Below are 23321 nucleotides of genomic sequence, written 5' to 3' on the forward strand. Positions count from 1 at the left end.
ATCAGTTATCAGAAAAATGGGTTTAAAACCCCGTCCTTCTAGGACGGCTTTTTATTAAGCTGTCTATTAACGGCGGATGTCAACTTTCTAACTTCCGCCACTGCCCAAAATATATAAACTCAATAAAGTGCCACTATTCCATAATCCGTGCATGAACATGGGGGCTAATAAATTGCGCGATCGCGTATAGACAAACCCTAGAACAATTCCTAACGTCATTAAGGGCAAAATTTCCGAAACATTAAAATGCGCCACGGCAAAGAGAAATCCACTTAAAATAATTGCACTTCCCAGGGGAAGATAACGGGTTAAAGACGGTAATAAAAATCCTCGAAACATAGTTTCTTCAAAGATCGGTGCCGCGATGGATGCAGTGATAAAAAATATCCCTAAAGCCACACTATCTCGACTTTCTAAAGCAATTGGTAATAAAGGATTACTGCCTCCCTGTCCATCCCAAAATTTCTGATTAATTAAAGACACTAAAATCACCAAAGGTAAGGCGACTAAATATCCCCCCAAACCCCAAACAAACCAATTATCTTTGAGTTTGAAGGTAAACCAACCTTCTGGTAAGGGGAAATAGGATTTAATCGAGAAATATAAAACCGAAAATCCTCCTACCATTAATAATAGATAGGTGATTAAAATATAAACCGCTTGACTCCTGACATCAAAACTACTGGGTTGAAGATTTAAGCCTTGAAAAACCGCTCTTAAAGTTAGGGGAATAAAGAATTGCCCCAATAAAGAAAAACCCACTACAAAAACTTGTAAGATAATTTCTCCATTCCAAGGAATTAACCAAGCCACATCCATATTAGTGGCTAAAACAGAATCCTTGCCTTTAAATATTAATTGAATTCCTAAAACAATAGCTAATAATAATCCCAGGATTAATCCTATACCTGGAATAGCACTAACAATCATTAACTTAAAAATTGCTTGTTCAGAGCGTTCCTGTTGTTGGGTTTCTAAAGTTACTAAGGCTTCTGGACGCTGTTGTAACGTATAGAGTTTAACTAAGGCTTGATAACGAAACCAACCCTCTAAATAGTTTTGTAAAATTGGTTCGGCATCGGGGAATAATCGGGCGGGAGTTTGCCATAATCCGATTAACACCTGTGCTGTTTTTGCGGTTTTGATTATACTATTTTTATCCCCGGATGCAGGAAGTTTTTCCGAGGTTGTTTCTACCAAAGTCTTCCAGGTTTCTATGGCTTGGTCAGTAGATCCTAACTGAGTTTTTAAAATCCCGATTCTCAGTTGTAAATCTCGATTTAGTTGTTCTAATTCCTGTAAAGAGCTTGCTGCTATTTGTTCATTATTTTCTCGAAATTTAGCTAAGTTTTTTGCAGCAGATTCTTGTACTTGTTGATATTGTTTAAGGGCTTCTTGTACCGGAGTTTTACCAATTAAATTATCGCGTAATATGATTGAATTATCGGCTTCTGTTCCCTTACCTTGCCATTGGGAAGCATGAAGCAGTAAATTGGTTTGATATAATTCTAAACGGCTTTGAATTTGGGGTTGAGTCCAACTATTGAGTAACGATAAACCCAAAAAGCTAATTGCTAATAAGGTTAAAATTGCTAAAATCCAGCGTTTGGGTGTCATGATTTCAAAACTTGAGAATAAAATATTGCCGAGTTGGAGCCATAGACTCAATATTTTAACCGATGCTGTCCGAAACGCGGTACAATCACATCTGGCTTAAATTCGGTTCAGTCCAGAGTCCAAAATTCCCACTCCTCAATTTAACAATGACGACCCGTGTAATTCTTGTCCGTCATGGTCAAAGTACCTATAATGCCCAAAGTCGAATTCAAGGTCGCTTGGATGCCTCTGTTTTGACAGAGAAAGGTTCTGTGGCCGCTCAGAAAGTCGGTGATGCCTTGAATGGTTTAAAGTTTGATGCTCTCTATTGCAGTCCCCTGCAACGGGCGAAACAAACAGCCCAAATCATCGTCACCTATCTGTCTGACCCCCCTAAAGTAGAGCCCAGCGACCTGTTAATGGAAATTGATCTTCCCCTGTGGGCGGGGATGGAACGTCAAGCGGTGATGGAACAGTTTCCCCAAGAGTATCAGACCTGGCACGACTCGCCCCATGAGTTTTCGATGCTGGTTTCAACTCCTGAAGGAGAAAAACAACATTTTCCCGTATTAGCATTATTTGAACAGGCTAAACAATTTTGGCGGGAAATTTTAGCCCGTCATCAAAATCAAACGGTTTTATTAGTGGCTCATAATGGAATTAATCGTTGTTTAATTGCGACGGCTTTAGGAATTCAACCGCAATTTTATCAAAGTGTACAACAGTCTAACTGTGGGATTAGTATTTTGAATTTTACTAATATTATCCCCGGAGAATTACCGAAACCTGCGGATGTTCAGTTGGAGTCAATGAACTTAACAACTCACGTTGGTCATAAAGTGCCTTCTGTACGTCCTGGTCATCAAGGGCCGCGATTATTATTAGTTAGACACGGGGAAACGGAATGGAACCGCATGGGTCAATTCCAGGGACAAATTGATGTTCCTTTGAATGATAATGGTCGAGAACAAGCTCGGAAAGCGGCGGAATTTCTCAAGGAAATTAAAATTGATTTTGCGGTAACAAGTCCCATGGCACGTCCCAAGGAAACCGCAGAAATTATATTACAAAATCATCCGGGGATAGAGTTACAATTAGAACCGGAATTTTGTGAAATTAGTCATGGTTTATGGGAAGGTAAATTTGAGGCGGAAATTGAACAATTTTATCCGGGATTATTAGAGGAATGGAAAATAGCACCGCAAACGGTTCAAATGCCTGAAGGTGAGAATTTACAACAGGTTTGGCAACGTTCTTTAATTGCGTGGAAGCAGATTGTTGAAACCTATAATCACCAAAATGTAACTATATTAGTGGTTGCCCATGATGCCATTAATAAAGCCCTTTTGTGTCAATTATTTAATCTGCCTCCGGATCATTTTTGGAACTTTAAACAAGGTAATGGGGCGGTGACAGTAATTGATTATCCCCAAGGAATTGAGGGTTTACCTGTGTTACAAGCTGATAATATTACTAGCCATTTATCGGGTAGTATTCTCGATAAAACGGCGGCGGGAGCGTTATAGGTTGACTGTGTGGAGAGAGAGACGCGCCGTGGCACGTCTCTACTGCACCCTAAAACCAACACCTGATACTCGAATATGAATTGTCAACTTTTAAAGCAAGTTCGTGTGATTGATCCGGTTTCTAAACGGGATCAAATTGCTGATATTTTAGTGATTGATGGTTATATTAAAACTATTGAATCTGAAATTAATGATTATCCTGAAAATACCATTATTATTAATAGTAAAGGGTTGATTTTAGGGCCGGGATTAGTTGATTTATATAGTCAGAGTGGGGAACCGGGATTTGAAGAAAGGGAAAACTTAAATTCTTTATTAAATGCTGCTGCTGCTGGAGGATTTACTCGATTAGGGATTTTACCTAATACTATTCCAGCAATTGATAACCCGGCAACGGTGACATTATTACAACAACGATCTGAAAAAGTTGCTATTCTCAATTCTGAGTTTCAGCGTCCGAAATTATATCTTTGGGGCGCATTAACTCAAGATGTGGCGGGTCAACAAATGACGGAATTAAGTGAATTAGCGGATACTGGTGTTGTGGGTTTTGCTGATGGTAAACCTCTGGAAAATTTAGCGTTATTAAGAAGAATATTAGAATATTTAAAACCTTTAAATAAACCCTTGGCTTTATATGCTTGCGATCGCCAATTAGCGGTTAATGGAGTCATGCGAGAGGGGAATGATTCTATATTATGTGGTTTGCCCGGAATCCCCCAATTTGCTGAAACCGCAGCCTTAGCCGCGATATTAGAATTAGTAGAAGTAACGGGAACTCCTATTCATATTATGCGGGTTTCTACGGCGCGAAGTGTAGAATTAATAGCCCAAGCTAAAGCCCGTAATTTACCAATTACCGCCAGTACAACTTGGATACACTTATTATTAAATACCACATCTATTAATCGGATTTGGAATCAACCGTTAGAAGATCAAGATTCAACGATTATTCATGCTATTCCTCTCCCATACAACCCTAATTTAAGAGTAGATCCACCTTTAGGAAATCCATCGGATCAACAGGCTTTAATTCAAGGACTGGAAACGGGAATTATTGATGCGATCGCCATTGATCATACCCCCTATTCTTATGAAGAAAAAACCGTTGCCTTTGCCGATGCTCCCCCAGGTATGATTGGGTTAGAATTAGCATTACCTCTATTATGGGAAACCTTTGTTGAGTCGGGGCGATGGTCAGCCTTAGATTTATGGGGATTTTTAAGCAGTAACCCGGCTATTTGTTTACAACAAACTCCCTATTCTATTCAACCGGATCAACCCGCAGAAATGATATTATTTGATCCTAAGACTTCTTGGGTTGTTAATACCAATACCCTCAAATCTCGCTCTATTAATACTCCCTGGTTAGGGCAAGAAATTACCGGGCTAGTGATCAAAACTTGGTCGCATGATGTTAGTATATCTTAGCCTGTGGTCACAAGAAACTAGACTCTAATTTAACATTTTTAAGTAAAAATAATTGACTGTGAAGACTCAAAAACGACCGATTGCTATAGATTTATTCGCGGGTGCGGGAGGTATGACCCTCGGTTTTGAACAGGCTGGATTTGATGTTTTAGCCGCCGTAGAAATTGACCCAATTCATTGTGCTACCCATGAATATAATTTTCCATTTTGGAAGGTGTTTTGTCAAGGTATTGAAACCCTGACGGGATCAGAAATTAGACAGGATTCTGATATTGGAAATAGAGATATTGATATAGTATTTGGTGGGCCACCTTGTCAGGGTTTTTCGTTAATGGGAAAACGGGCTTTTGATGATCCTAGAAATAGTTTGATGTTTCATTTTATTCGGTTAGTTGATGAATTACAACCGAAATATTTTGTTTTGGAAAATGTTCCGGGTTTAACGGTCGGAAAACATCGACAATTTATTACTGAGATTATTGATAAGCTGCAAAGTCAGGGTTATCAAGTCATAGAAAACTATCAAGTCTTAAATGCTTCCTATTATGGTGTACCTCAAGATCGATCACGTTTATTTATTCTAGGATCTCGAAAAGGTTTACCCCTACCTGGTTATCCTCAACCCATCACAAAATCCCCAAAAGTTAATCCTAGAATTGATAATAAATTAAATAACTTATCTCCCTGTCCGACGGTTTGGGATGCCATTGGAGATTTACCCACTATTGAACAATATCCTGAATTATTCTTAAAAGATTATACCTTAGCGGAATATCAAAAATCAAGTTTTTATGCTCAATTATTGCGGGGATTACTTGCGGTTAAGGATAATTTTTCTTATCCGAGAATTTTTGATAAAAATTTGTTAACTTGTAGTTTGCGATCGCAACATTCTCCCACCTCTACCGCACGATTTGAAGCCACGGAATGGGGGAAAACCGAAAAAATCAGTCGATTTCATAAACTCCATCCTCAAGGTTTATGTAACACTTTAAGAGCCGGAACACCCAGTAACCGAGGCGCCTTTACTTCCCCTCGTCCAATTCATCCCTATACCCCTCGATGTATTACGGTGAGAGAAGCCGCCCGCTTACATTCCTATCCCGACTGGTTTAGATTTCAAGGTACAAAATGGCACGGTTTTCGACAAGTTGGAAATTCGGTTCCGCCCTTATTAGCTAAAGCCGTGGCGGGGGAAATTATCAAACTTTTGGAAATAATTCCTAGTCAACCAACGGAAAAGGAAAAATTAGGTGATGATGCGTTATTATATTTGAATATGTCCCAAGCGGCAAAACGCTATAATGTTGATCCTCATGTAATTGAGCCTAGAAAAAGAGGAAATAAGGGTGAATAATTTATGGCAGATAAAAGCAAGAAATCAGGAAGATATGATGCAATTATTGCTGAAATATTTAGACAGCATTATCAAGAAGGTATAACTAATTTTGAATTCAGTCGTTCTGAATTTACTGAAGTTGCTCAAAGTCTCAATATCCCATCTCCTAAAAATTTAGGTGATGTTTTATATTCTTATCGTTTTAGGCGAAAGTTTCCAACAGTAATATCTGATACTGCACCTGATGGTTTAGAATGGGTTATTGAGTTAGCAGGACAAGCAGTTTATAGATTTAAACTGAGTCCAATTAATCGAATTACTCCTAACCCCAATCTAATTTGTATAAAAATTCCTGACTCGACACCTGAAATTATTAGTAAGTATGCTTTAACTGATGAACAAGCATTACTAGCAAAGGTACGCTATAACCGATTAATAGATATTTTTCTAGGAATTACAACATATTCCTTACAAAATCATCTGAGAACTACAGTACCTAATATTGGACAAATTGAAATAGATGAAATTTATGTAGGAGTAAATCAAAATGGTGCACAATATGTCATTCCAGTTCAAGCTAAAGGAGGATCTGATCAGCTTGGTGTTGTTCAAACAAAACAGGATATAAGCTGTTGTATCAGTAAATTCCCTGATTTGATTTGTCGTCCCGTATCTACCCAATTTATGCAAGATAATGTTATTGCTATGTTTGAATTAACCCTAGAAGATGAGCAAATTAGGATTGTTAAAGAAAAACATTACCAGTTAGTTTTGAGCAAAGATATTTTAAGAGCGGACTTAGAACAATATAAAATATGGGAATAATTTTAGCAAAGATAAATAAGCCAAAATAGCTATATAATAGAATTAATGTATCACTGAATTACAATCAATTTTATGGCTAAATCTATTAATCCTAATGGATTAGATATTACTCCCTATATTGACCATACCTTACTGAATCAAACCGCAACCCCGGAACAAATTCAACAGTATTGTTATGAAGCAGAAAGATATAAATTTGCTAGTGTTTGTGTGTTTCCCAGTTATGTTATACTAGCTAAAGAATTGCTACAAGGAAAATCCACAAAATTATCTACAGTGATCGGATTTCCTACCGGAGCCACAACTTCCAAGGTTAAACTCTATGAAGCTCAGGAAGCCGTTGAAAATGGCGCGACGGAATTGGATGTGGTGATTAATTTAAGTTGGCTGAAAACTGGAAAAACCGAAGAATTGCATCGAGAAATTGCCGAAATTTGTGAAGAAACCGGACAAACAGTAAAGGCAATTATTGAAACCAGTGTACTAACAGAGGAGGAAAAATGTCTAGCGGTTGAGGTATTAATGGATACGGGAATTGCTTATATTAAAACCAGTACGGGATGGTATGGTGGGGCGACGGTTGCAGATATTGAACTAATTAAATCTGTTACCAAAGGACGCATCGGAATTAAAGCCTCCGGCGGCATTAGTACATACCAACAAGCTGTTGATTTAATTGTCGCGGGAGCCACTCGTTTAGGAACTTCTCGCGCCGTTGAGATTTTGAAAACTGAAACCCAAAAAGATAGTTAATAGCCAAAATTTAATGAGTAAAACCTATAGTGCTACGGGGATTAATTTAAAAGCTCAACCCTTTGGAGAATCCGATCGACTATTAACCATTTTAACCCAGGAATTTGGATTAATTAAAGCCATTGCACCCGGAGCCAGAAAAGCAAAATCTCCGTTAGGAGGACGGAGTGAATTATTTGTTGTGAATCAATTATTAATTGCAAAAGGGCGATCGCTTGATAGAATAACCCAAGCCGAAACCGTCACCACCTATGCAGGCTTAAGTAAAAATTTAGGTAAATTAGCTGCTAGTCAATATTTAGCAGAATTAGTCCTAAGTCAAGCCCTCAGCGACCATCCCCAAGAGGATTTATTTATCCTACTTAATGAACATTTAAACCGTTTACAAAGCCTTTCTAATTCCCATTTAATTGCTAATTCCACTCAAATTATTGCCTGTTTAACCCAAGGAATTTTCCATCTTCTCGCCCTGGGGGGAACAGCACCTCAAGTTCAATTATGTTGTTTAAGTCAACGGCTACTTATTCCTAATTTTACCGATGAAAATTGGCGAGTTGGGTTTAGTATTGAGACTGGGGGAATTATTAATTTATCGGAGTGGACGCCATCACCAACTCCATCCCGTCCTAAACCCCAAAAACCGATTCCAGTCACCTCAAAAACCCCTACAGTTCAAGATTCTGGGAATCTTTACACCATAGAAAGTGTTCCTCAACCTCAACTTAAAATTAATACGAAACTCACCGCCGGACAGTTAGCCATTCTGCAACATTTGGCCCAACCCGAACTCCTTGACCCGGTGATGTCGCGTGAAATGATTTTGGCTGGGGACTGGATGACCGTAGAACGGACGTTACGACAATATACAGAATATCATTTAGGGTGTTCGATCCGTTCCGGGTCGCTGATTGATACCTTTACCCACCAATTTATTATTGATCCCCCATTCTAATATTAGTCATGCTACTGATCCAATTAATCACTAAAATGTTAGGTAGAGAGTGTCAATTTTCGCTCAAGTCTGACTGCTTTTAGAATAACGATATATGCGATCGCCAGATTTAGAAAAAAACTTTAAATCCCATCACCCCTTGGCCATTATGAAAGATTGGGAGACTGACTCCTTGATAGAAATTACCCCGTCTAGTTCCGCAAAATTGGACAATGAAAACAATCATTCCGATCACAATAGTCCTGTTCCCGAACCTACCGAGGAAGGAGAACGGGGATTTTTACCCGTCCTGAGAAACAAAAATTTCCTCGCCCTTTGGAGTGGACAACTTTTTTCTCAACTAGCAGATAAAGTTTATTTAGTATTAATGATTGCAATTATTTCGACTCGATTTCAACAAGCTGATCAAACCATTAGTGGTTGGGTATCAGCAATTATGATGGCGTTTACCATTCCTGCAATTTTGTTTGGGGCGGGTGCGGGAGTATTTGTAGATCGATGGTCAAAAAAAGCGGTTTTAGTGATTACCAATCTATTACGCGGGGGTTTAGTTATGGCTTTACCCCTAATTTTATGGCTATTTCAAGATCAACAATTCGGTCAATTACCCGTTGGGTTTTATATTTTATTAATTACCACTTTTTTAGTATCTACCTTAACTCAATTTTTTGCCCCTGCTGAACAATCGGCGATTCCTTTAGTTGTGGAAAAACGTCATTTATTATCCGCTAATTCTCTTTATACAACAACCATGATGGCGTCGGTTATTGTGGGGTTTGCGGTGGGAGAACCTTTATTAGCCCTAGCGGATTTAATTTCTAATCAAATCGGTTTACAATCTATAGGAAAAGAATTAATTGTCGGGGGAGAATATGTAATTGCTGGGTTAATTTTGATGCTTTTAAATACCCAAGAAAAAAATAATAATGCCGACCATGAACAACCCCATATTTTAGAAGATTTACGCGATGGGATTCGTTATTTAAGCAATCATACTTTAATTAGAAATGCTTTATTACAATTAATTATTCTGTTTTCTATTTTTGCCGCCTTAGCGGTTTTAGCCGTGCGTTTAGCCGAAATCATTCCTGAGATTAGTTCCTCCCAATTTGGCTTTCTATTAGCCGCAGGAGGGGCTGGAATGGGCATTGGTGCAACAGTTCTGGGTAATCTAGGTCATAGATTTACTCATTTCCAATTGGCGTTAATTGGTTCTTTTGGAGTCGCCGGATCATTAGGGGGATTATCCCTATTTAATGAACGATTATGGCCGACTTTGATCCTAATTTTATTATTAGGAATTTTTGGAGCAATTGTAGCAATTCCGATGCAAACCACAATTCAAGCCGAAACCCCCGAAGCAATGCGAGGAAAAGTCTTTGGTCTTCAGAATAATGCCATTAATATTGCTTTGAGTTTACCCTTAGCTTTGGCGGGATTTGCCGAAACTTTAATCGGGTTATCTAATGTATTTTTAAGTTTAGCAGGATTAGCGATCGCCGGAGGTTTCATAACTTGGTTAATCTCTCGAAATGCACCCCATATTATAGAAGGAGAAAAAACTTAAGTTATAATTTAGCCAATAATTTTATAATCTAGTTAACAATTTTATAATCTAGTTAACAATTTTATAATCTAGTTAACAATTTTATAATCTAGTTAACAATTTTATAATCTAGTTAACAATTTTATAATCTAGTTAACAATTTTATAATCTAGTTAACAATTTTATAATCTAGCGAACGAGGACGTTCGCACTGCTATTAATTAATATTTGATTCTAACGCAGTGCGAGTATCCTCACTCGCTAATACTCATAACCAACACTCGCTAATACTTAGAAAACTAAATCCTATGAATGATGATCTTCTGTTGTTAGAAAAAGTAGCTCAATTTGTGTTAACAGGTAAAGGAGAAAAGCCAAATTCTTCTATGATCGCTGAAACCTTAATTAGATGTGAAAATCAAGCCAAAAAAACCAAAGAAAAGCATAGCTTTGAATCCTTGGTCGGAAATTGGCGACTTTGTTGGGTAAGTGGAACCCAGAAAATCCGTAAACAAGCCGGAATTGTTAAGGGAAACGGACTTTATATTCCTAGTTTTTTGAATCTACAAATTATCTATTCCCGATATCCCCATCCCCTCTTAACAATAGAAGTACCCACAGAAATAGACGCCGGAATTATTCAAAATTGCGTTCAGTTAAATCAGTTTAATTTAACGCTAACTGGCCCCGCTAAATTCTTAGAAAAAAAGAATATTCTCGCCTTCGATTTTACCAATCTTACCTCTAAACTATTTGGCTTAAATATCTATGACGGTAAAATGCACGGAACCTCAAGTAATGCCCAACAATTTTATCAAGATTCCATTAAAAAACAAGCCTTTTTTGCCTTTTTTGTGATTACTCCTGATCTAATTGCAGCTAGAGGTAGAGGCGGTGGTCTTGCCCTCTGGACAAAAGTTTAAAAAGCAGATACCAAACCCTTGTATCATAGAAAATTAAGTGACTTTTCAACACTGAAATTACGCCCTAAATTTGCATTTGTAATCAACTATGGCAACCCTTAACGATAACTACCTCAAACTCAAAGCCGGATATCTGTTTCCCGAAATTGCCCGCCGGGTGAATGCGTTTGCAGAAGCCAACCCCGACGCCAAAATCATCCGTTTAGGCATTGGCGACGTCACCGAACCCTTACCCCAAGCCTGTCGCCAAGCCATGCTTCAGGCCGTCGAAGACATGGGCAACCGCGACACCTTCAAAGGTTATGGCCCCGAACAGGGTTATGCTTGGTTACGCGAAACCATCGCCGCCCACGATTTCCAGGCCAAAGGTTGCGATATTGACGCCGATGAAATCTTCATTTCTGACGGTTCAAAATGTGACACAGGCAATATTTTAGATATTTTTGGAGACGATAATATTATCGCTGTAACTGACCCGGTTTATCCCGTTTATGTCGATACAAATGTGATGGCGGGACACACCGGAGATGCCAACGAAAAAGGAGAATATGGGGGATTAGTTTATATTCCAATTACGGCGGAAAATAATTTTACTGCTGCTATTCCTACCCAAAAAGTTGATTTAATTTATCTCTGTTTTCCTAATAATCCCACGGGGGCAACGGCAACTAAAGAACACTTAACCGCCTGGGTCGAATACGCTCAAGCTAACGGTTCTATTATACTATATGATGCCGCCTATGAAGCGTTTATTTCTGACCCCAACCTCCCCCGTTCTATCTATGAAATTGAAGGAGCAAAAGATTGCGCCATTGAGTTTCGTTCCTTCTCCAAAACCGCCGGATTTACCGGAACTCGTTGCGCCTTTACTGTTGTTCCAAAAACCTTAACAGCTAAAGCCAAAGATGGTTCCGATGTGGAATTATGGAAGTTATGGAATCGTCGTCAAGCCACTAAATTTAACGGCGTTTCTTATATTATTCAACGGGCGGCGGAGGCAGTTTATTCTGAAGCAGGAAAGGCTCAAGTTAAGGCGTTAATTCAATTTTATATGGAAAACGCCCAAATTATTCGGGAGCAATTAACCTCGGCTGGATTAAGCGTTTATGGAGGAGAAAATGCCCCCTATGTTTGGGTAAAAACTCCCCAAGGTTTATCGAGTTGGGATTTCTTTGATAAGCTGTTACAAACCTGTAATGTTGTGGGAACTCCGGGTTCTGGTTTCGGTGCGGCAGGTGAAGGATATTTCCGTATTTCTGCTTTTAATAGTCGGGAAAACGTAGAGGAAGCCATGCGTCGAATTACCGATAAGTTTAAGGTTTAAATTGTTGGGTGGGCAATGCCCACCTGATTAGGATAAAATTATGAATTAGTTTGTATACATTAATTTGACGGTCAAATGACGGAATTTATTGATCATTTTAAACTCCCTTATGTTGATTTATTAGATAGAAAAAATTTACCAAATTGTCCCGCTATTTATTTTGCGATAGATTCACAGAATAGAGTGCTTTATGTAGGACAAGCCACTAATTTAGCCACCAGATGGAAAAATCATCGCCGAGTATATCAATTACAAGAAATCAATAAAGATTCTCTAGTCAGAATAGCTTGGCAACCTTGGACTTTAGAAGATTTGAGTGAAGCTGAAAGATATTTTATCAACAATTCAAAAAAAGACTTAAAATAGTTGTGCTAAAATCCGATTAGTTCTAATTGTGGTTGAGTTATGCGAACCGTTGAAGAATTAATTACAGAAGCATTATCTTTACCCAGTGCGTCGAGGGTGCTTCTCGTCGAGAAATTAATCGAAAGTTTGGAGTTTGATGTTGATGAAACGATACAAACACTATGGATAGCAGAAGCCAAACAGCGTCGAGATGAAATATGGACTGGTATAGTGCAACCCATACCAGGGGAAGAAGCATTAAGTCAGATTTTGAGGAGTGTAAATTATCTGGCTAGTACAACTTCTTATCCCTAAAGTTAATCTATAATTAAAATATCATTTACGATTTCTAAAATTTATGCCTGAAACTAAAATTAGTTTAGATGAACCCCTGCAAAATGCTCTGGCTGAAATTTCACGAGAAACGGGCAAAACTGAAAGTCAATTAATTAGCGAAGCAGTTGAACGATTAATTAAAGACTATCAACGGCAAAACCGATATTTATTAATACAACAAGCTAAAGGAATATGGGCTGATCGAGAAGATATCCCTGATGTACAACAATTACGTCAAGAATGGCAGAGATTTTAACAAATTTTATTATTAAATATGCCTATAAAATTATTAATTGATACCGATGTTTTAATTGATTTTTTACGAGGGCGATCGCAAGCTGTCGCTTACTTAGAAAATTTAATAGAAGAATCTGTTCTAATTTCAAGTATTACTGTTGCTGAACTTTATTCAGGCGTTCGGGAAGGGAAAGAAAGAGAGGTGTTAGATACCTTTTTTCTTGCCTTTGAAATTGTGCCTATTAATGAAGAAATTGCTATTAAAGGGGGATTATATCGCCGAGATTATGGAAAAAGTCATGGTGTAGGACTGGCTGATGCGTTAATTGCTGCTACTGCTGAAGTTAAACAAGCTCACTTAGTAACTTTGAATCAAAAACATTTTCCAATGCTAGATACTGTGATTGTTCCTTACAAAAAACAATAATTTATTCAATTGTAATCAGGTTGATTTTAATGAGTGGTAGTATGATCGCCGCTTCGTAGGCTGGGTTGACAACAGGAAACCCAGAATTGCTTTTCTCTGGTAGCACTAACCAGAAGCCAGATTGCACTTTAAGCTGTAACTGTGGATGCGATCGCAAAGCTAAAATGAGACAGCGATCAGTGTATCGGTTTTGAGTTAGAGGCGATCGCTGATAAACTATCTATAGAAACAAAAATATAAAATTTTTAAGGAGATAAATATGACCTTTAGTGAAGTCGTAGAAGCTATTAAAACCCTATCATTGGGCGAAAAAAAAGAGATACAATCTCTTTTGGAACAGTTTTTAAGAGAAGAGCAACGTGACGAAATTTATCAAAACTATTTATTAGCCAAACAGAACGAGAAAGAAGGAAAACTAAAATTTTCCTCAGATATTGATCAACTAATGCAGTTTTTAGAAGAATAATGATAGAAATTAGTTTTGATGATTCTTTTAAGCGAGCCTTCAAAAAACGTTTTCAAGGCAACCATTAGTTAGAAAGAAAATTTCGGATAAAGCTAGAAAAATTCAAAGAAAATCCGTTTGATCCATCTCTCAAAACTCATAAATTATCAGGTAAACTTAAAGAACTGTGGAGTTTTAGTATTGAGTATAATCAAAGAGTGATATTTTATTTTACAGACGAAGAAAAAGCCGTTTTTGTTGATATTGGTAATCACGATCAAGTCTATTAATTGAAAGCGATCGCCTAAAACTCACGACTCACGGTAATAGCGATCTGAATACTCTGAATATAATTCGGACTATCGTGTAAGAGTCTTTGAATTTTTTGAGCTATAGTATTGTCATACAGAGTTATGACAAGCAAAAATATGAGAGTTAATGCAAGGCTCGATAGCGATCGCGCTAATAAGTTTAATTACATTCGCCAGCGTACCAATCAAGGTGTGTCTGACATCATGAAAGCGGCGATCGATCTTTACTATGAAAAATTATATCAAGAATCCTCTGTAAAGCCTTTGCAACTTCTTAGGGAATCAGGGTTGATTGGTTGTGCTGAAGGGGACTCTGATTTGTCGGTTAATTACAAGCAATATCTGACTGAAAGTCTTAACGAAAAATATGGTCATCGTTGATTCTGGCTTTTGGATAGCATTAATCAATCGCCGTGATGATTATCATGTTCTCGCTCAAGAAGTTTTAGATACGATTGATGAGCCTCTGGTTACAACATGGTGTGTGATTACGGAAGCTTGTCATATTCTCTTGAAACGTACAGGCACAAATGCTCAACAGACGTTTATTCATAGCTTAGAAATTGGTGTTTTTGAGGTTTTTGATCTCAAGGTTCAAGATGGGAAAAGAATCAGTGAATTGATGAATCAATATAGTTCTCTGCCAATGGATTTAGCGGACGCTTCATTGATTATTCTTGCGGAACATTTGGGGCATGGGCGGATTCTATCTGTGCCAGCAATTAAAATAAACCACAGCGTAAAAAGACAAAAAGAAGAATGAAGTATAAAAACATAAGAGAAGAAGAACTAAAAAATAAAGTTGGTGCAGACTGGTTTAAGCAATTTGACACAACCGAAATTTTAGGAAATATTGACTTTACTGTTTTTCCAAAAAATGACAGTTTATTTGGACGGACACCACTTTTATGGGCAGAAGCTAAAACAGGAAATTTTGACGTTCCGACTATGTTTGTGCAACTCATTCTAACTATCGGTAAAGCACGAACGTTTGACAAAACATTGCCTCCTGCTTTTTTGGGTGCTTTTGACTTCAAAAAAATTGCTTTTGTTGAGTACAGTAACGTTCAAGATATTTTTTATCTCAATGATTTTAACTGGAACGTAACGCCAAGCAACCACGAAACAAAAGAGTTTCGACTCATCAAAGAACGTATTGAAAGTACGCTCAAAGAAAATACTTATGTTTTTGATTTTGAAAAAGACGATAAAGAACTACGAACATTTATCAAAGACAACATAGCCAATGCCACAACAATAAGTAAAATAAAGATTGATAAAAATAATTTTATTCCTATTTATTTAAGATGGATTGAAACGGTAAAACCTATCATTAATGTAAATTGGGAAGAACTCAAAAAAGCCAATATTTTAGACAGCGATTTTTATCTTGCAGACCTTTTTGTGGACGATAAAGACACCCAAAACATAGAAGATGACAGCAGCATAAGAGATAATTTGTTTGTCGTTTTTCAGAATCAAGGCTATAAAATAGCCAAAGAAAACCTCAAACAAATGTTTGATGCTACCATAAACATTAAAAATAAAGATATTTATTCCCAATTTTGGAAACTCTACAAACGACCACCCCTAAAAGAGTTTCAAGATTATATCATCGAACGTAGAGATTTACTTACGCCACAAGACATTAGAGAACGAAAAGGTGCTTTTTTTACGCCACGAATTTGGGTAGAACTTTCACAAAAATATCTTACTGATTATTTAGGCGAAAACTGGCAAGACGACTATACTATTTGGGATTGTGCAGCAGGAACAGGAAATCTTTTGGCAGGACTGACCAACAAATACAACATTTACGCAAGTACATTAGACCAAGCTGATGTAAACGTAATGCACGAGCGTATAGAACACGGAGCAAATTTATTAAAAAATCACGTTTTTCAATTTGACTTTTTGAATGATGACTTTACTAAACTCCCTCAAAGTTTGCAAGACATTATTAACGATGAAGAAAAACGTAAAAAATTGATTGTTTATATTAATCCTCCGTATGCAGAAGGGGGAAGTAGTAAGCAAAAAACTGGAACAGGAGAGTATAAGAAAGGAGTAAATGAAAATAAAATCCACGATAAATATCACGATAAGTTATCTGGAGGAAATCGAGAACTATTTGCACAATTTTTAGCAAGAATTTATTTTGAAATCTCTGGTAGTAAGATTGCAGAATTTTCAACCTTAAAAATTCTGCAATCTTCTCACTTTTTAGATTTTCGTCAGCATTTTAGAGCAAAGATTGAAAAAGTTTTTTTAGTTCCTGCTGATACTTTTGATAATGTAAAAGGGAAATTTCCTATCGGATTTAAAATTTGGAATACCAATAAAAAAGATATTTTTAAAGAAATTGAAGCTGATATTTATGATAAAAAAGAAAGTTTTATAGGTACAAAAATTTTATATTCATACGAAGATTTTGAATATTACAGTAAGTTTGTAAATTCAATTAAATTAAAAACAGGATTTACCATTGGTTGGTTGGAAGGGACTACAAGAAATTCATTTCAACATAACAGTATTATACAAATTGTAAATAGTAAAGAACAAATGGCTGTTCCTCGTGGAATGTTTGTTTTTTCGGAAAACTTAATTAAGTGTTGCGTTTGTTATTCAGTTCGTAAAGCAATCGACGCAACTTGGCTAAACGACCGAGATCAATTTTTATTTCCAAATGATGGTTGGCAAAATGACACAGAATTTCAAAACGATTGTTTTATTTATACACTTTTTAACAATAATATTCAAAGCAAATTTGGCACAAACCATTGGATTCCCTTTACTGAGCAAGAAGTAAATGCACAAAATAAGTTTGAAAGTCATTTTATGACTGATTTTATCAATGGAAAAATGAAAGTAGAAGAAGAAACGGTTTTATTTGGTTCGGCAAGTTCTCCAAATCAAAAAAGGGAATTTTCAGCAGAAGCAAAGGCAGTTTTTGATGCAGGAAGAGAATTTTGGAGCTATTATCATAAACAGCCAAATGTAAACGTCAATGCAAGTCTGTATGACATTAGAGAATATTTTCAAGGCAGAAATGAAAAAGGTAGAATGAACTCAAAAAGCAATGACGCACACTATATGCAGTTAATAGGCGAACTCAGAAACCAACTCAACTTTTTAGCCGACAAAATCAAACCGAAAATATACGAATACGAATTTTTAAAAGAATAATAAATGATAGAAATTAGTTTTGATGATTCTTTTAAGCGAGCCTTCAAAAAACGTTTTCAAGGCAACCATGAGTTAGAAAAAAAATTTCGGATAAAGCTAGAAAAATTCAAGGAAAATCCGTTTGATCCATCTCTCAAAACCCATAAATTATCAGGTAAACTTAAAGAACTGTGGAGTTTTAGTATTGAGTATAATCAAAGAGTGATATTTTACTTTACAGACGAAGAAAAAGCCGTTTTTGTTGATATTGGTAATCACGATCAAGTCTATTAATTGAAAGCGATCGCCGAAAACTCACGACTCACGGTAATAGCGATCTCAATACTCTGAATATAATTCGGACTATCGTGTAAGAGTCTTTGAATTTTTTGAGCTATAGTATTGTCATACAGAGTTATGACAAGCAAAAATATGAGAGTTAATGCAAGGCTCGATAGCGATCGGGCTAATTCATTGACTCCTAATTCGTAATTCGTAATTCGTAATTAATAATTCTTAATTTTTTGAATTGCCCATTTTGCCCTAGCTCTAACTGCCAGAACTTCATCAATATTTGCTAATTGTTGTAACTGTTCTTGAATTTTATTCAACCATTCTGGTTGAGTTTTTTGAATAGCTATTGCTAAACCCTCTAACCCAAAAACACCCGCATATCTAACAATCCATTCGGGATCTTCTACGGTTTTTTGTAATATTTTAAAAGTTTCAAATTGAGCATCAGCAAGTTGTTCAAAAGGTAATTTGTCCCAGTGAATATTCCCTAATCCTCTGGTAGCTGCCCGACGAACACTTAAAGCAAAATCACTCCCGGCGGATTCTAATAAAACCTCTAAACCACGAGGATCACCAATACCTGATAAGGCACGAATAGCCCAAGCCCTTGCCCCATAATTATAACCATCCAATTGTTCTAATAAGGGAATAACCGCAGGTTCACCCAACTGAGTTAATCCATCCACCGCAGCCACCGCAGCCCCAGGATTATTATAGCCTAAAACGGTAATTAATGTCGGAATTGCTTCAACAGAATTAGCTTGAGCTAAGGCAGAAACAGCTTTAAATAAAGAGGCAGCAGAATCAGCTTTTTCAACAGATTGAATTAATATTTGTACAGTCATATTTTTACTATTAGCTAATATTTTTTATAATAAATAATCCATTAATTCCATGACTTCAATTGCTGATTCAGACAAATTAAAATCAGAAGTATCGGTTAATTGATATTCTAAAACTCCTTTTAAAGCAATTAATTTTAAACTATTTTCTGCAAAGGTTTCGGCGATCGCTTTTGCCCCAGGTAAATATCCAATTGCCCCTAAGTCCATTAAGGCGGTGCGGCGTAAGGTTAAATCATTGCCTTTTAACGCCTCTATTAACCGTTGTCCGTAGCTATTTTCGCCCGTTAATTGATACATTGCTCTGAATGCCGCATACCGAACTTTAGGCACGAAATGTTCTACAAACGGTTGAACAAACGGTATCGCAACGGTGGCTTTTAAACTGCCTAATGCTTCTAAAATGGCATCATAGGGTTGAACTAAATAGGGTTTTCCAGGGACAAATTGAGCGACTTCTAATCCCCCTTCTAATAATTTTATTAAGACGGGAACACAACGCTCATCCCCTAATTGTTCTAAAGATTGAGCCGCCGCCTCTCGAACATAAACATCAGCACAGTCTAAACATTCAATTAATGCCGAAACTGCCCGTTTATCTCCTAGTTTTCCTAAAGCTCTAGCCGCATTTCTGCGTAGGGGATAACCGCCTTCTTCAGTGCGATCGGATTCATCATTTAAAGCTAAAATCAAGGCATCTACCGCCCCCTGTTCATTCACTCGAAAACGTCCTAACCACCAAGCTGCATAATAGCGATGTCCTAATTCTTCATGGCTAAGATTAGCGATCGCTTGTTCAATGGTTAAAGATTCTTCCTCTTGAGTGCTATTGTTTTCCGTTGATTCATGCCCTAAATCTTGCATTATGTTAAGGTGTAATGTTTTCAACCTATTGATCATAACAGAAATCAGCAATCAAAGGGAAGTCCAGATTTAAGTTCAACAGGACTTACGCAGATGCGTATATAGCAATCCTAAATAGGTTGTAACATTTCAATACTGATATGAAACGGCCAGAAGTATTACCCCAGATCCCTCCCCCCTAGCCCCCGTGCACGGGGGGTTTGGGGGGGCTGTTCCGGCGTTCCCTTTTGATCACAGAAAATATACAAACCCATACTTTCCCAACCTCAAATCACTCATTAATCCATTGATTGATTTTTCATTCCTTAGCTGTAATGCGATCGCCCGATTCCACATTAATTTCCGATTGCTTCTTAATATAATCAATCACCACATCCGCCAATAAAAATCCCGTATCAACTTGATTTTTACCCGATTTCATCACCTCATAACCATCTCCCCCAATCGACATAAAATTATTCGCAACGACTCGATAGGTAGCAGTTAAATCTATGGGTTTTTCTTGTCCCGATTGATCAACAATAGTAACGGAAATAACGCGATCACCCGCCGGAGCTTTGGGGTCATAAATAAACCTTAATCCTGACACTTGGGGGAATCTTCCCTCTCCTAATTCCACTTGACTGACACCATGTTCTAAGGCTTGTTTGAGTTGTTCTCCGGTTAAATCTAAACGAGCAATTGTATTCCCAAAAGGCATGACTTCAATCACTTGACTAACACTAATATTTCCGGCGGGAATACTAGACCGAATTCCTCCAGAATTTAATAGGGCAATTTGAGCGCCATCGGGTCTTAATTTATTTAACATGGCATCGGTAATTAAATTACCTAAATTAGTTTCTTGAGTTCTAACTAAATCTCGACTTCCTTCTAAGGGAGTTAAGGTTTTTCCAATAATTGTTTGACGTAAAACTTCTAGGGAAGCGGAAAATTTTGCTAACTGTTTGGCAAAGTTGGCATCCGGTTGAATTTGATCATTAATAGCATGGGGTGTTCCTGTCCAAGAAATTACTTCTCCTCGGCGATTAAATTTAACTTCTAAATCCCCTAAATATTTCCCCCATTCCCAAGATGTCACCACTAAAACTTTCTCACCCTTTGGTGTGGTTTCAACAATAGGATAGGGTTGTTTAGCATTAGGCATCGAACCTAACGGTGTGTGGCTATGTCCGCCGATAATAATATCAATATCATTGACGGTTTTAGCCAGTTCTAAATCCGATTCTAAGCCAATATGGGTTAACCCAATAATTTTATTCACTCCTTGTTTTTTTAACTCAGAAACCGCTTTTTTTGCTGCTTGAATAGCATCAGTAAAACGTACTCCTTCCCCTGGACTTGACATATTAGCTGTAGCTTCTGTGGTTAAGCCAAATACCCCGATTTTTTTACCTTTAACCGATAGAATTACCCAAGGTTTTACTAACCCCGCTAAGGGAGAATTAGGCGCGATTTCAAGATTAGCCGAAAGCATAGGAAACTTGGCTTTTTTAATAAAATTAGCTAAAACAGTCTGTCCCCTGTCAAATTCATGGTTTCCCAGGGTAACTGCCTGATAATTCATCTGATTATAAAAGGGTAAATCCGCTTGACCTAAATATTGATTAAAATATAAAGTTCCTTGAAAAATATCCCCGGCATCTAGGAGGAGGGTTTCTTGAGAATTTTTGGTTTTTAAACTATCAATCAGGGTTTTACGTCGGACAATGCCGCCTAGTTCCTTGTCGTTAACGGTAACGGGTTCTAAGTGGGCATGATGATCATTACTATGGATAATTCTTAGGTTAAATTCAGGATTGAATAATCCTAAACTGGGGGGTGCAATCGCTAAAATTATTCCGACAAAAAATAAGATAAAACTGTATTTTAATATTCGTTTCATAAGTTTGATTGAAATTGGTATTTCCCCACGGAATAAATGATTTTAAACACTCCATAGGGAAATATAGCATAATTATGAGACAGTTTTAGATAAAATTTAACAAGTTGTGATTTGAGTTTTATGTTACTCCTGAGTCGTTTGCTCTACTGGGGTTTCTGGTGAATTTGATTGCTCATGAACCACTTGCGGGACTTCATAACTAATATCGCCAAAAACCGAAATAAAATTCCCCATTTCCGTGGTAGCATTGACTACAGAAAACTGCTCAGGATACAGAATTACATTTTCATATTCAAAACCCGATTCTCCGGTTTCACTAAGAATAGTCAGGTCAACCGCATATCCCTCTTTAGGATGTTCATAACATTCGATTACTGTTCCAATTGTTCCCTTGGGAATTAGGGATTTTCCAAAATCTGCGGGAATATCCACTAATGTTTTAATCCGATCATAGGCTTGTGCTTTCATTTAAAATCCTAAAATGGAGTTGATTTATTATACTGGCATGAAGCAGTCAAAAGTATTAATAGACTATAATATAGCAATCCTAAATAGGTTGTAACATTTCAATACTGATATGAAACAGCCAGAAGTATTACCCCAGATCCCTCCCCCCCTAGCCCCTCGTGCACGGGGGGTTTGGGGGTCTGTTCCGGTGTTCCCTTTTGATCAGGAATTTTGAACACAACTCAAATGGGATTGCTATAGTAAATATAAATTGAATAAGAGGGCAACATGACCAACTCCAAAATAACAGGGAAAACCCTTAACCCCAACCCAGAGCATCGCAGCGACGGTAGCGAACTCATTCCTGCTGAAATTCCCACAAATGATCCCCAATCTCCTGATATTGCCGCTGAAACGGGCTACACTAAAGATGATGAAGGTTTGCTCAATAACTTTGCGGTCGAGCCTGATATCTACCCCTCGGAATATCCCTCAACCCGACAACAAAAACGATATATTTTCTTAGGAGCGGGGGCGGTTTTGTTCGTTGTTATTTTGCTAATGATTACCTTTTCTGTTAGCTAAATATTAATAGGTAGTGAGCAATGAGCGATCAAAAATGGGCGATAGTCAATTTTGGAATAGGTAATAGGTAATCTGATAATTTTGATATAATTGAACCGTAGCCAACTCAATTAGGATAAAATCATGGAAACTATTACAATACCCACACCCTTTGAGTTAACTATTGAACTAACAGATGAGCAGTTTTTTCAGCTATGTCAAAATAACCGGGATTTGAGATTTGAGCGCAGTGCATCGGGAGATTTAGCTATTATGCCCCCCACAGGTAGCGAAACTGGCAACCGAAATATTGATCTATCTTATCAACTGCAAAGCTGGAGTCGTCAAAATAATTTAGGATTAGCCTTTGATTCTTCAACGGGTTTCAGGCTTCCTAATGGTGCAAATCGCTCCCCCGATGCTGCTTGGGTCAGTAACCAAAGATGGGAGGTTTTAACCACAGCAGAAAAAGAAAAATTTGCTCCCCTATCTCCCGATTTTGTTGTTGAATTACGCTCAAAAACTGATTCCTTAGAAAAGCTACAGGCTAAAATGCAAGAATATATAGAAAATGGGACAAAATTAGGATGGTTACTAGATAGACACAATCAGCGTGTAGAAATTTATCGCCATAATCAAATAGTAGAAATTATCCCATCTCCCCAATCTTTATCGGGAGAAAATATTTTACCAGGATTTATATTAGATTTGACAAATATTATCTGAAATTATGTATAATTTTGATGGGGATTTAAGCCCCTACAAGAGTGTTGTATCAGTAAGGAGCGATTAATATGAATATTAAAAAATAATTAAAAAAACTCAAATGTATTGACAAAAGTGTTTATTTAAGTTAACGTTTTAATTTCTGAAAACCATTTGTTGATGTGTTCATAGAAAGTTATATGACTAAAAAATAAAATTTTAATTCCTGTACCAATCCC

Annotated in this window: 26 protein-coding genes; 20 read left to right on the plus strand and 6 right to left on the minus strand. The window is 37.3% G+C overall.

Annotated features, from left to right (window positions below):
• Positions 1-87: 87 nt before the first annotated feature.
• A complete protein-coding gene (locus NMG86_RS07530) occupies positions 88-1617 on the minus strand; it encodes a CPBP family intramembrane glutamic endopeptidase (protein WP_026787505.1) in 1530 nt (509 codons plus the stop codon).
• A gap of 146 nt (positions 1618-1763) precedes the next feature.
• Here NMG86_RS07530 and NMG86_RS07535 point away from each other — a divergent pair, with 146 nt between their 5' ends.
• The 18 genes from NMG86_RS07535 to NMG86_RS07620 all read left to right on the plus strand — a co-directional run bounded on the left by NMG86_RS07535 (position 1764) and on the right by NMG86_RS07620 (position 17775).
• Positions 1764-3122, plus strand: a complete 1359-nt coding sequence (locus NMG86_RS07535; protein WP_026797360.1) for a histidine phosphatase family protein — start codon at positions 1764-1766, stop codon at positions 3120-3122.
• Positions 3123-3197: 75 nt separating this feature from the next.
• Positions 3198-4553, plus strand: a complete 1356-nt coding sequence (locus tag NMG86_RS07540; RefSeq protein WP_026787503.1) for a dihydroorotase — start codon at positions 3198-3200, stop codon at positions 4551-4553.
• A gap of 58 nt (positions 4554-4611) precedes the next feature.
• Positions 4612-5910, plus strand: coding sequence for a DNA cytosine methyltransferase (locus tag NMG86_RS07545; RefSeq protein WP_026787502.1), 1299 nt, complete (start codon positions 4612-4614; stop codon positions 5908-5910).
• 3 nt (positions 5911-5913) lie between these two features.
• Positions 5914-6717, plus strand: a complete 804-nt coding sequence (locus tag NMG86_RS07550) for a hypothetical protein (RefSeq protein WP_026787501.1) — start codon at positions 5914-5916, stop codon at positions 6715-6717.
• A gap of 72 nt (positions 6718-6789) precedes the next feature.
• Complete coding sequence (gene deoC, locus NMG86_RS07555) at positions 6790-7470, plus strand: deoxyribose-phosphate aldolase (RefSeq protein WP_026787500.1); 681 nt, start codon at positions 6790-6792, stop codon at positions 7468-7470.
• 13 nt (positions 7471-7483) lie between these two features.
• Complete coding sequence (recO, locus tag NMG86_RS07560) at positions 7484-8422, plus strand: DNA repair protein RecO (protein WP_026787499.1); 939 nt, start codon at positions 7484-7486, stop codon at positions 8420-8422.
• 94 nt (positions 8423-8516) lie between these two features.
• Positions 8517-9989, plus strand: a complete 1473-nt coding sequence (locus NMG86_RS07565; RefSeq protein WP_081694459.1) for an MFS transporter — start codon at positions 8517-8519, stop codon at positions 9987-9989.
• Positions 9990-10276: 287 nt separating this feature from the next.
• Positions 10277-10891: a hypothetical protein gene (locus tag NMG86_RS07570; RefSeq protein WP_026797361.1), complete on the plus strand. Its 615-nt coding sequence runs from the start codon at positions 10277-10279 to the stop codon at positions 10889-10891.
• An 88-nt stretch (positions 10892-10979) separates the two neighbouring features.
• On the plus strand, positions 10980-12215 hold the full coding sequence (locus tag NMG86_RS07575; protein ID WP_026797362.1) for an LL-diaminopimelate aminotransferase: 1236 nt from the start codon (positions 10980-10982) through the stop codon (positions 12213-12215).
• A 75-nt stretch (positions 12216-12290) separates the two neighbouring features.
• On the plus strand, positions 12291-12581 hold the full coding sequence (locus tag NMG86_RS07580; RefSeq protein ID WP_026797363.1) for a GIY-YIG nuclease family protein: 291 nt from the start codon (positions 12291-12293) through the stop codon (positions 12579-12581).
• A 39-nt stretch (positions 12582-12620) separates the two neighbouring features.
• Positions 12621-12875 carry an addiction module protein gene (locus NMG86_RS07585; RefSeq protein WP_026797364.1) on the plus strand — a complete coding sequence of 85 codons (255 nt, stop codon included), beginning with the start codon at positions 12621-12623 and terminating at the stop codon, positions 12873-12875.
• Positions 12876-12918: 43 nt separating this feature from the next.
• Positions 12919-13152 (plus strand): ribbon-helix-helix domain-containing protein, encoded by a 234-nt coding sequence (locus NMG86_RS07590; protein WP_026797365.1) that lies wholly within the window; start codon positions 12919-12921, stop codon positions 13150-13152.
• Between the two features lie 18 nt (positions 13153-13170).
• Positions 13171-13560 carry a type II toxin-antitoxin system VapC family toxin gene (locus NMG86_RS07595; RefSeq protein ID WP_026797366.1) on the plus strand — a complete coding sequence of 130 codons (390 nt, stop codon included), beginning with the start codon at positions 13171-13173 and terminating at the stop codon, positions 13558-13560.
• Between the two features lie 259 nt (positions 13561-13819).
• On the plus strand, positions 13820-14026 hold the full coding sequence (locus tag NMG86_RS07600) for a hypothetical protein (protein WP_026787491.1): 207 nt from the start codon (positions 13820-13822) through the stop codon (positions 14024-14026).
• A 392-nt stretch (positions 14027-14418) separates the two neighbouring features.
• Positions 14419-14697: a ribbon-helix-helix protein, CopG family gene (locus tag NMG86_RS07605; RefSeq protein ID WP_199918692.1), complete on the plus strand. Its 279-nt coding sequence runs from the start codon at positions 14419-14421 to the stop codon at positions 14695-14697.
• Positions 14684-15079, plus strand: coding sequence for a type II toxin-antitoxin system VapC family toxin (locus NMG86_RS07610; RefSeq protein WP_043938793.1), 396 nt, complete (start codon positions 14684-14686; stop codon positions 15077-15079). Before NMG86_RS07605 ends, NMG86_RS07610 begins: the two co-directional genes overlap by 14 nt.
• Positions 15076-17502, plus strand: coding sequence for a hypothetical protein (locus NMG86_RS07615; protein WP_499103628.1), 2427 nt, complete (start codon positions 15076-15078; stop codon positions 17500-17502). The genes NMG86_RS07610 and NMG86_RS07615 overlap by 4 nt, the downstream gene beginning before the upstream one ends.
• A 3-nt stretch (positions 17503-17505) precedes the next feature.
• Positions 17506-17775, plus strand: coding sequence for a type II toxin-antitoxin system RelE/ParE family toxin (locus NMG86_RS07620; protein WP_227358198.1), 270 nt, complete (start codon positions 17506-17508; stop codon positions 17773-17775).
• Here NMG86_RS07620 and NMG86_RS07625 read toward each other — a convergent pair.
• From NMG86_RS07625 to NMG86_RS07645, 5 genes are all read right to left on the minus strand, one after another.
• Positions 17772-17909, minus strand: a complete 138-nt coding sequence (locus NMG86_RS07625) for a hypothetical protein (protein WP_158295789.1) — start codon at positions 17907-17909, stop codon at positions 17772-17774. The two genes, NMG86_RS07620 and NMG86_RS07625, sit on opposite strands and share 4 nt — an antisense overlap.
• A 78-nt stretch (positions 17910-17987) precedes the next feature.
• Entirely contained in the window at positions 17988-18620 is a 633-nt protein-coding gene (gene cpcF / locus NMG86_RS07630; RefSeq protein WP_026787490.1) for a C-phycocyanin alpha-cysteine-84 phycocyanobilin lyase subunit CpcF, read from the minus strand.
• Positions 18621-18644: 24 nt separating this feature from the next.
• The gene (cpcE, locus tag NMG86_RS07635; protein ID WP_026787489.1) at positions 18645-19481 is read right to left on the minus strand and encodes a C-phycocyanin alpha-cysteine-84 phycocyanobilin lyase subunit CpcE; all 837 of its coding nucleotides are present in this window, start codon (positions 19479-19481) and stop codon (positions 18645-18647) included.
• A 298-nt stretch (positions 19482-19779) separates the two neighbouring features.
• Entirely contained in the window at positions 19780-21366 is a 1587-nt protein-coding gene (locus NMG86_RS07640; protein WP_026797370.1) for a bifunctional metallophosphatase/5'-nucleotidase, read from the minus strand.
• A 123-nt stretch (positions 21367-21489) separates the two neighbouring features.
• On the minus strand, positions 21490-21834 hold the full coding sequence (locus NMG86_RS07645) for a hypothetical protein (RefSeq protein WP_043938788.1): 345 nt from the start codon (positions 21832-21834) through the stop codon (positions 21490-21492).
• Positions 21835-22101: 267 nt separating this feature from the next.
• Between NMG86_RS07645 and psb34 the strand changes: the two genes are divergently transcribed.
• The gene (psb34, locus tag NMG86_RS07650; RefSeq protein WP_026787488.1) at positions 22102-22398 is read left to right on the plus strand and encodes a photosystem II assembly protein Psb34; all 297 of its coding nucleotides are present in this window, start codon (positions 22102-22104) and stop codon (positions 22396-22398) included.
• Between the two features lie 123 nt (positions 22399-22521).
• Entirely contained in the window at positions 22522-23103 is a 582-nt protein-coding gene (locus NMG86_RS07655) for a Uma2 family endonuclease (protein WP_026797371.1), read from the plus strand.
• Positions 23104-23321: the final 218 nt, after the last annotated feature.

This window comes from Planktothrix rubescens CCAP 1459/22, assembly GCA_904830895.1.
In the GTDB taxonomy this organism is placed as follows: Bacteria; Cyanobacteriota; Cyanobacteriia; order Cyanobacteriales; family Microcoleaceae; genus Planktothrix; species Planktothrix agardhii.

Excerpts from the sequence above, each read along its gene's own strand:
- NMG86_RS07655 (WP_026797371.1), top strand. The coding sequence starts at position 22,522 with ATGGAAACTATTACAATACCCACACCCTTTGAGTTAACTATTGAACTA.
- NMG86_RS07610 (WP_043938793.1), top strand. The coding sequence starts at position 14,684 with ATGGTCATCGTTGATTCTGGCTTTTGGATAGCATTAATCAATCGCCGT.
- NMG86_RS07540 (WP_026787503.1), top strand. The coding sequence starts at position 3,198 with ATGAATTGTCAACTTTTAAAGCAAGTTCGTGTGATTGATCCGGTTTCT.
- NMG86_RS07595 (WP_026797366.1), top strand. The coding sequence starts at position 13,171 with ATGCCTATAAAATTATTAATTGATACCGATGTTTTAATTGATTTTTTA.
- NMG86_RS07590 (WP_026797365.1), top strand. The coding sequence starts at position 12,919 with ATGCCTGAAACTAAAATTAGTTTAGATGAACCCCTGCAAAATGCTCTG.
- NMG86_RS07530 (WP_026787505.1), bottom strand. The coding sequence starts at position 1,617 with ATGACACCCAAACGCTGGATTTTAGCAATTTTAACCTTATTAGCAATT.
- NMG86_RS07645 (WP_043938788.1), bottom strand. The coding sequence starts at position 21,834 with ATGAAAGCACAAGCCTATGATCGGATTAAAACATTAGTGGATATTCCC.
- NMG86_RS07580 (WP_026797363.1), top strand. The coding sequence starts at position 12,291 with ATGACGGAATTTATTGATCATTTTAAACTCCCTTATGTTGATTTATTA.
- NMG86_RS07615 (WP_499103628.1), top strand. The coding sequence starts at position 15,076 with ATGAAGTATAAAAACATAAGAGAAGAAGAACTAAAAAATAAAGTTGGT.
- NMG86_RS07620 (WP_227358198.1), top strand. The coding sequence starts at position 17,506 with ATGATAGAAATTAGTTTTGATGATTCTTTTAAGCGAGCCTTCAAAAAA.
- NMG86_RS07640 (WP_026797370.1), bottom strand. The coding sequence starts at position 21,366 with ATGAAACGAATATTAAAATACAGTTTTATCTTATTTTTTGTCGGAATA.
- recO (WP_026787499.1), top strand. The coding sequence starts at position 7,484 with ATGAGTAAAACCTATAGTGCTACGGGGATTAATTTAAAAGCTCAACCC.
- deoC (WP_026787500.1), top strand. The coding sequence starts at position 6,790 with ATGGCTAAATCTATTAATCCTAATGGATTAGATATTACTCCCTATATT.
- NMG86_RS07565 (WP_081694459.1), top strand. The coding sequence starts at position 8,517 with ATGCGATCGCCAGATTTAGAAAAAAACTTTAAATCCCATCACCCCTTG.
- NMG86_RS07600 (WP_026787491.1), top strand. The coding sequence starts at position 13,820 with ATGACCTTTAGTGAAGTCGTAGAAGCTATTAAAACCCTATCATTGGGC.
- NMG86_RS07585 (WP_026797364.1), top strand. The coding sequence starts at position 12,621 with ATGCGAACCGTTGAAGAATTAATTACAGAAGCATTATCTTTACCCAGT.
- psb34 (WP_026787488.1), top strand. The coding sequence starts at position 22,102 with ATGACCAACTCCAAAATAACAGGGAAAACCCTTAACCCCAACCCAGAG.
- NMG86_RS07605 (WP_199918692.1), top strand. The coding sequence starts at position 14,419 with ATGACAAGCAAAAATATGAGAGTTAATGCAAGGCTCGATAGCGATCGC.
- NMG86_RS07575 (WP_026797362.1), top strand. The coding sequence starts at position 10,980 with ATGGCAACCCTTAACGATAACTACCTCAAACTCAAAGCCGGATATCTG.
- cpcE (WP_026787489.1), bottom strand. The coding sequence starts at position 19,481 with ATGCAAGATTTAGGGCATGAATCAACGGAAAACAATAGCACTCAAGAG.
- NMG86_RS07535 (WP_026797360.1), top strand. The coding sequence starts at position 1,764 with ATGACGACCCGTGTAATTCTTGTCCGTCATGGTCAAAGTACCTATAAT.
- cpcF (WP_026787490.1), bottom strand. The coding sequence starts at position 18,620 with ATGACTGTACAAATATTAATTCAATCTGTTGAAAAAGCTGATTCTGCT.
- NMG86_RS07570 (WP_026797361.1), top strand. The coding sequence starts at position 10,277 with ATGAATGATGATCTTCTGTTGTTAGAAAAAGTAGCTCAATTTGTGTTA.
- NMG86_RS07550 (WP_026787501.1), top strand. The coding sequence starts at position 5,914 with ATGGCAGATAAAAGCAAGAAATCAGGAAGATATGATGCAATTATTGCT.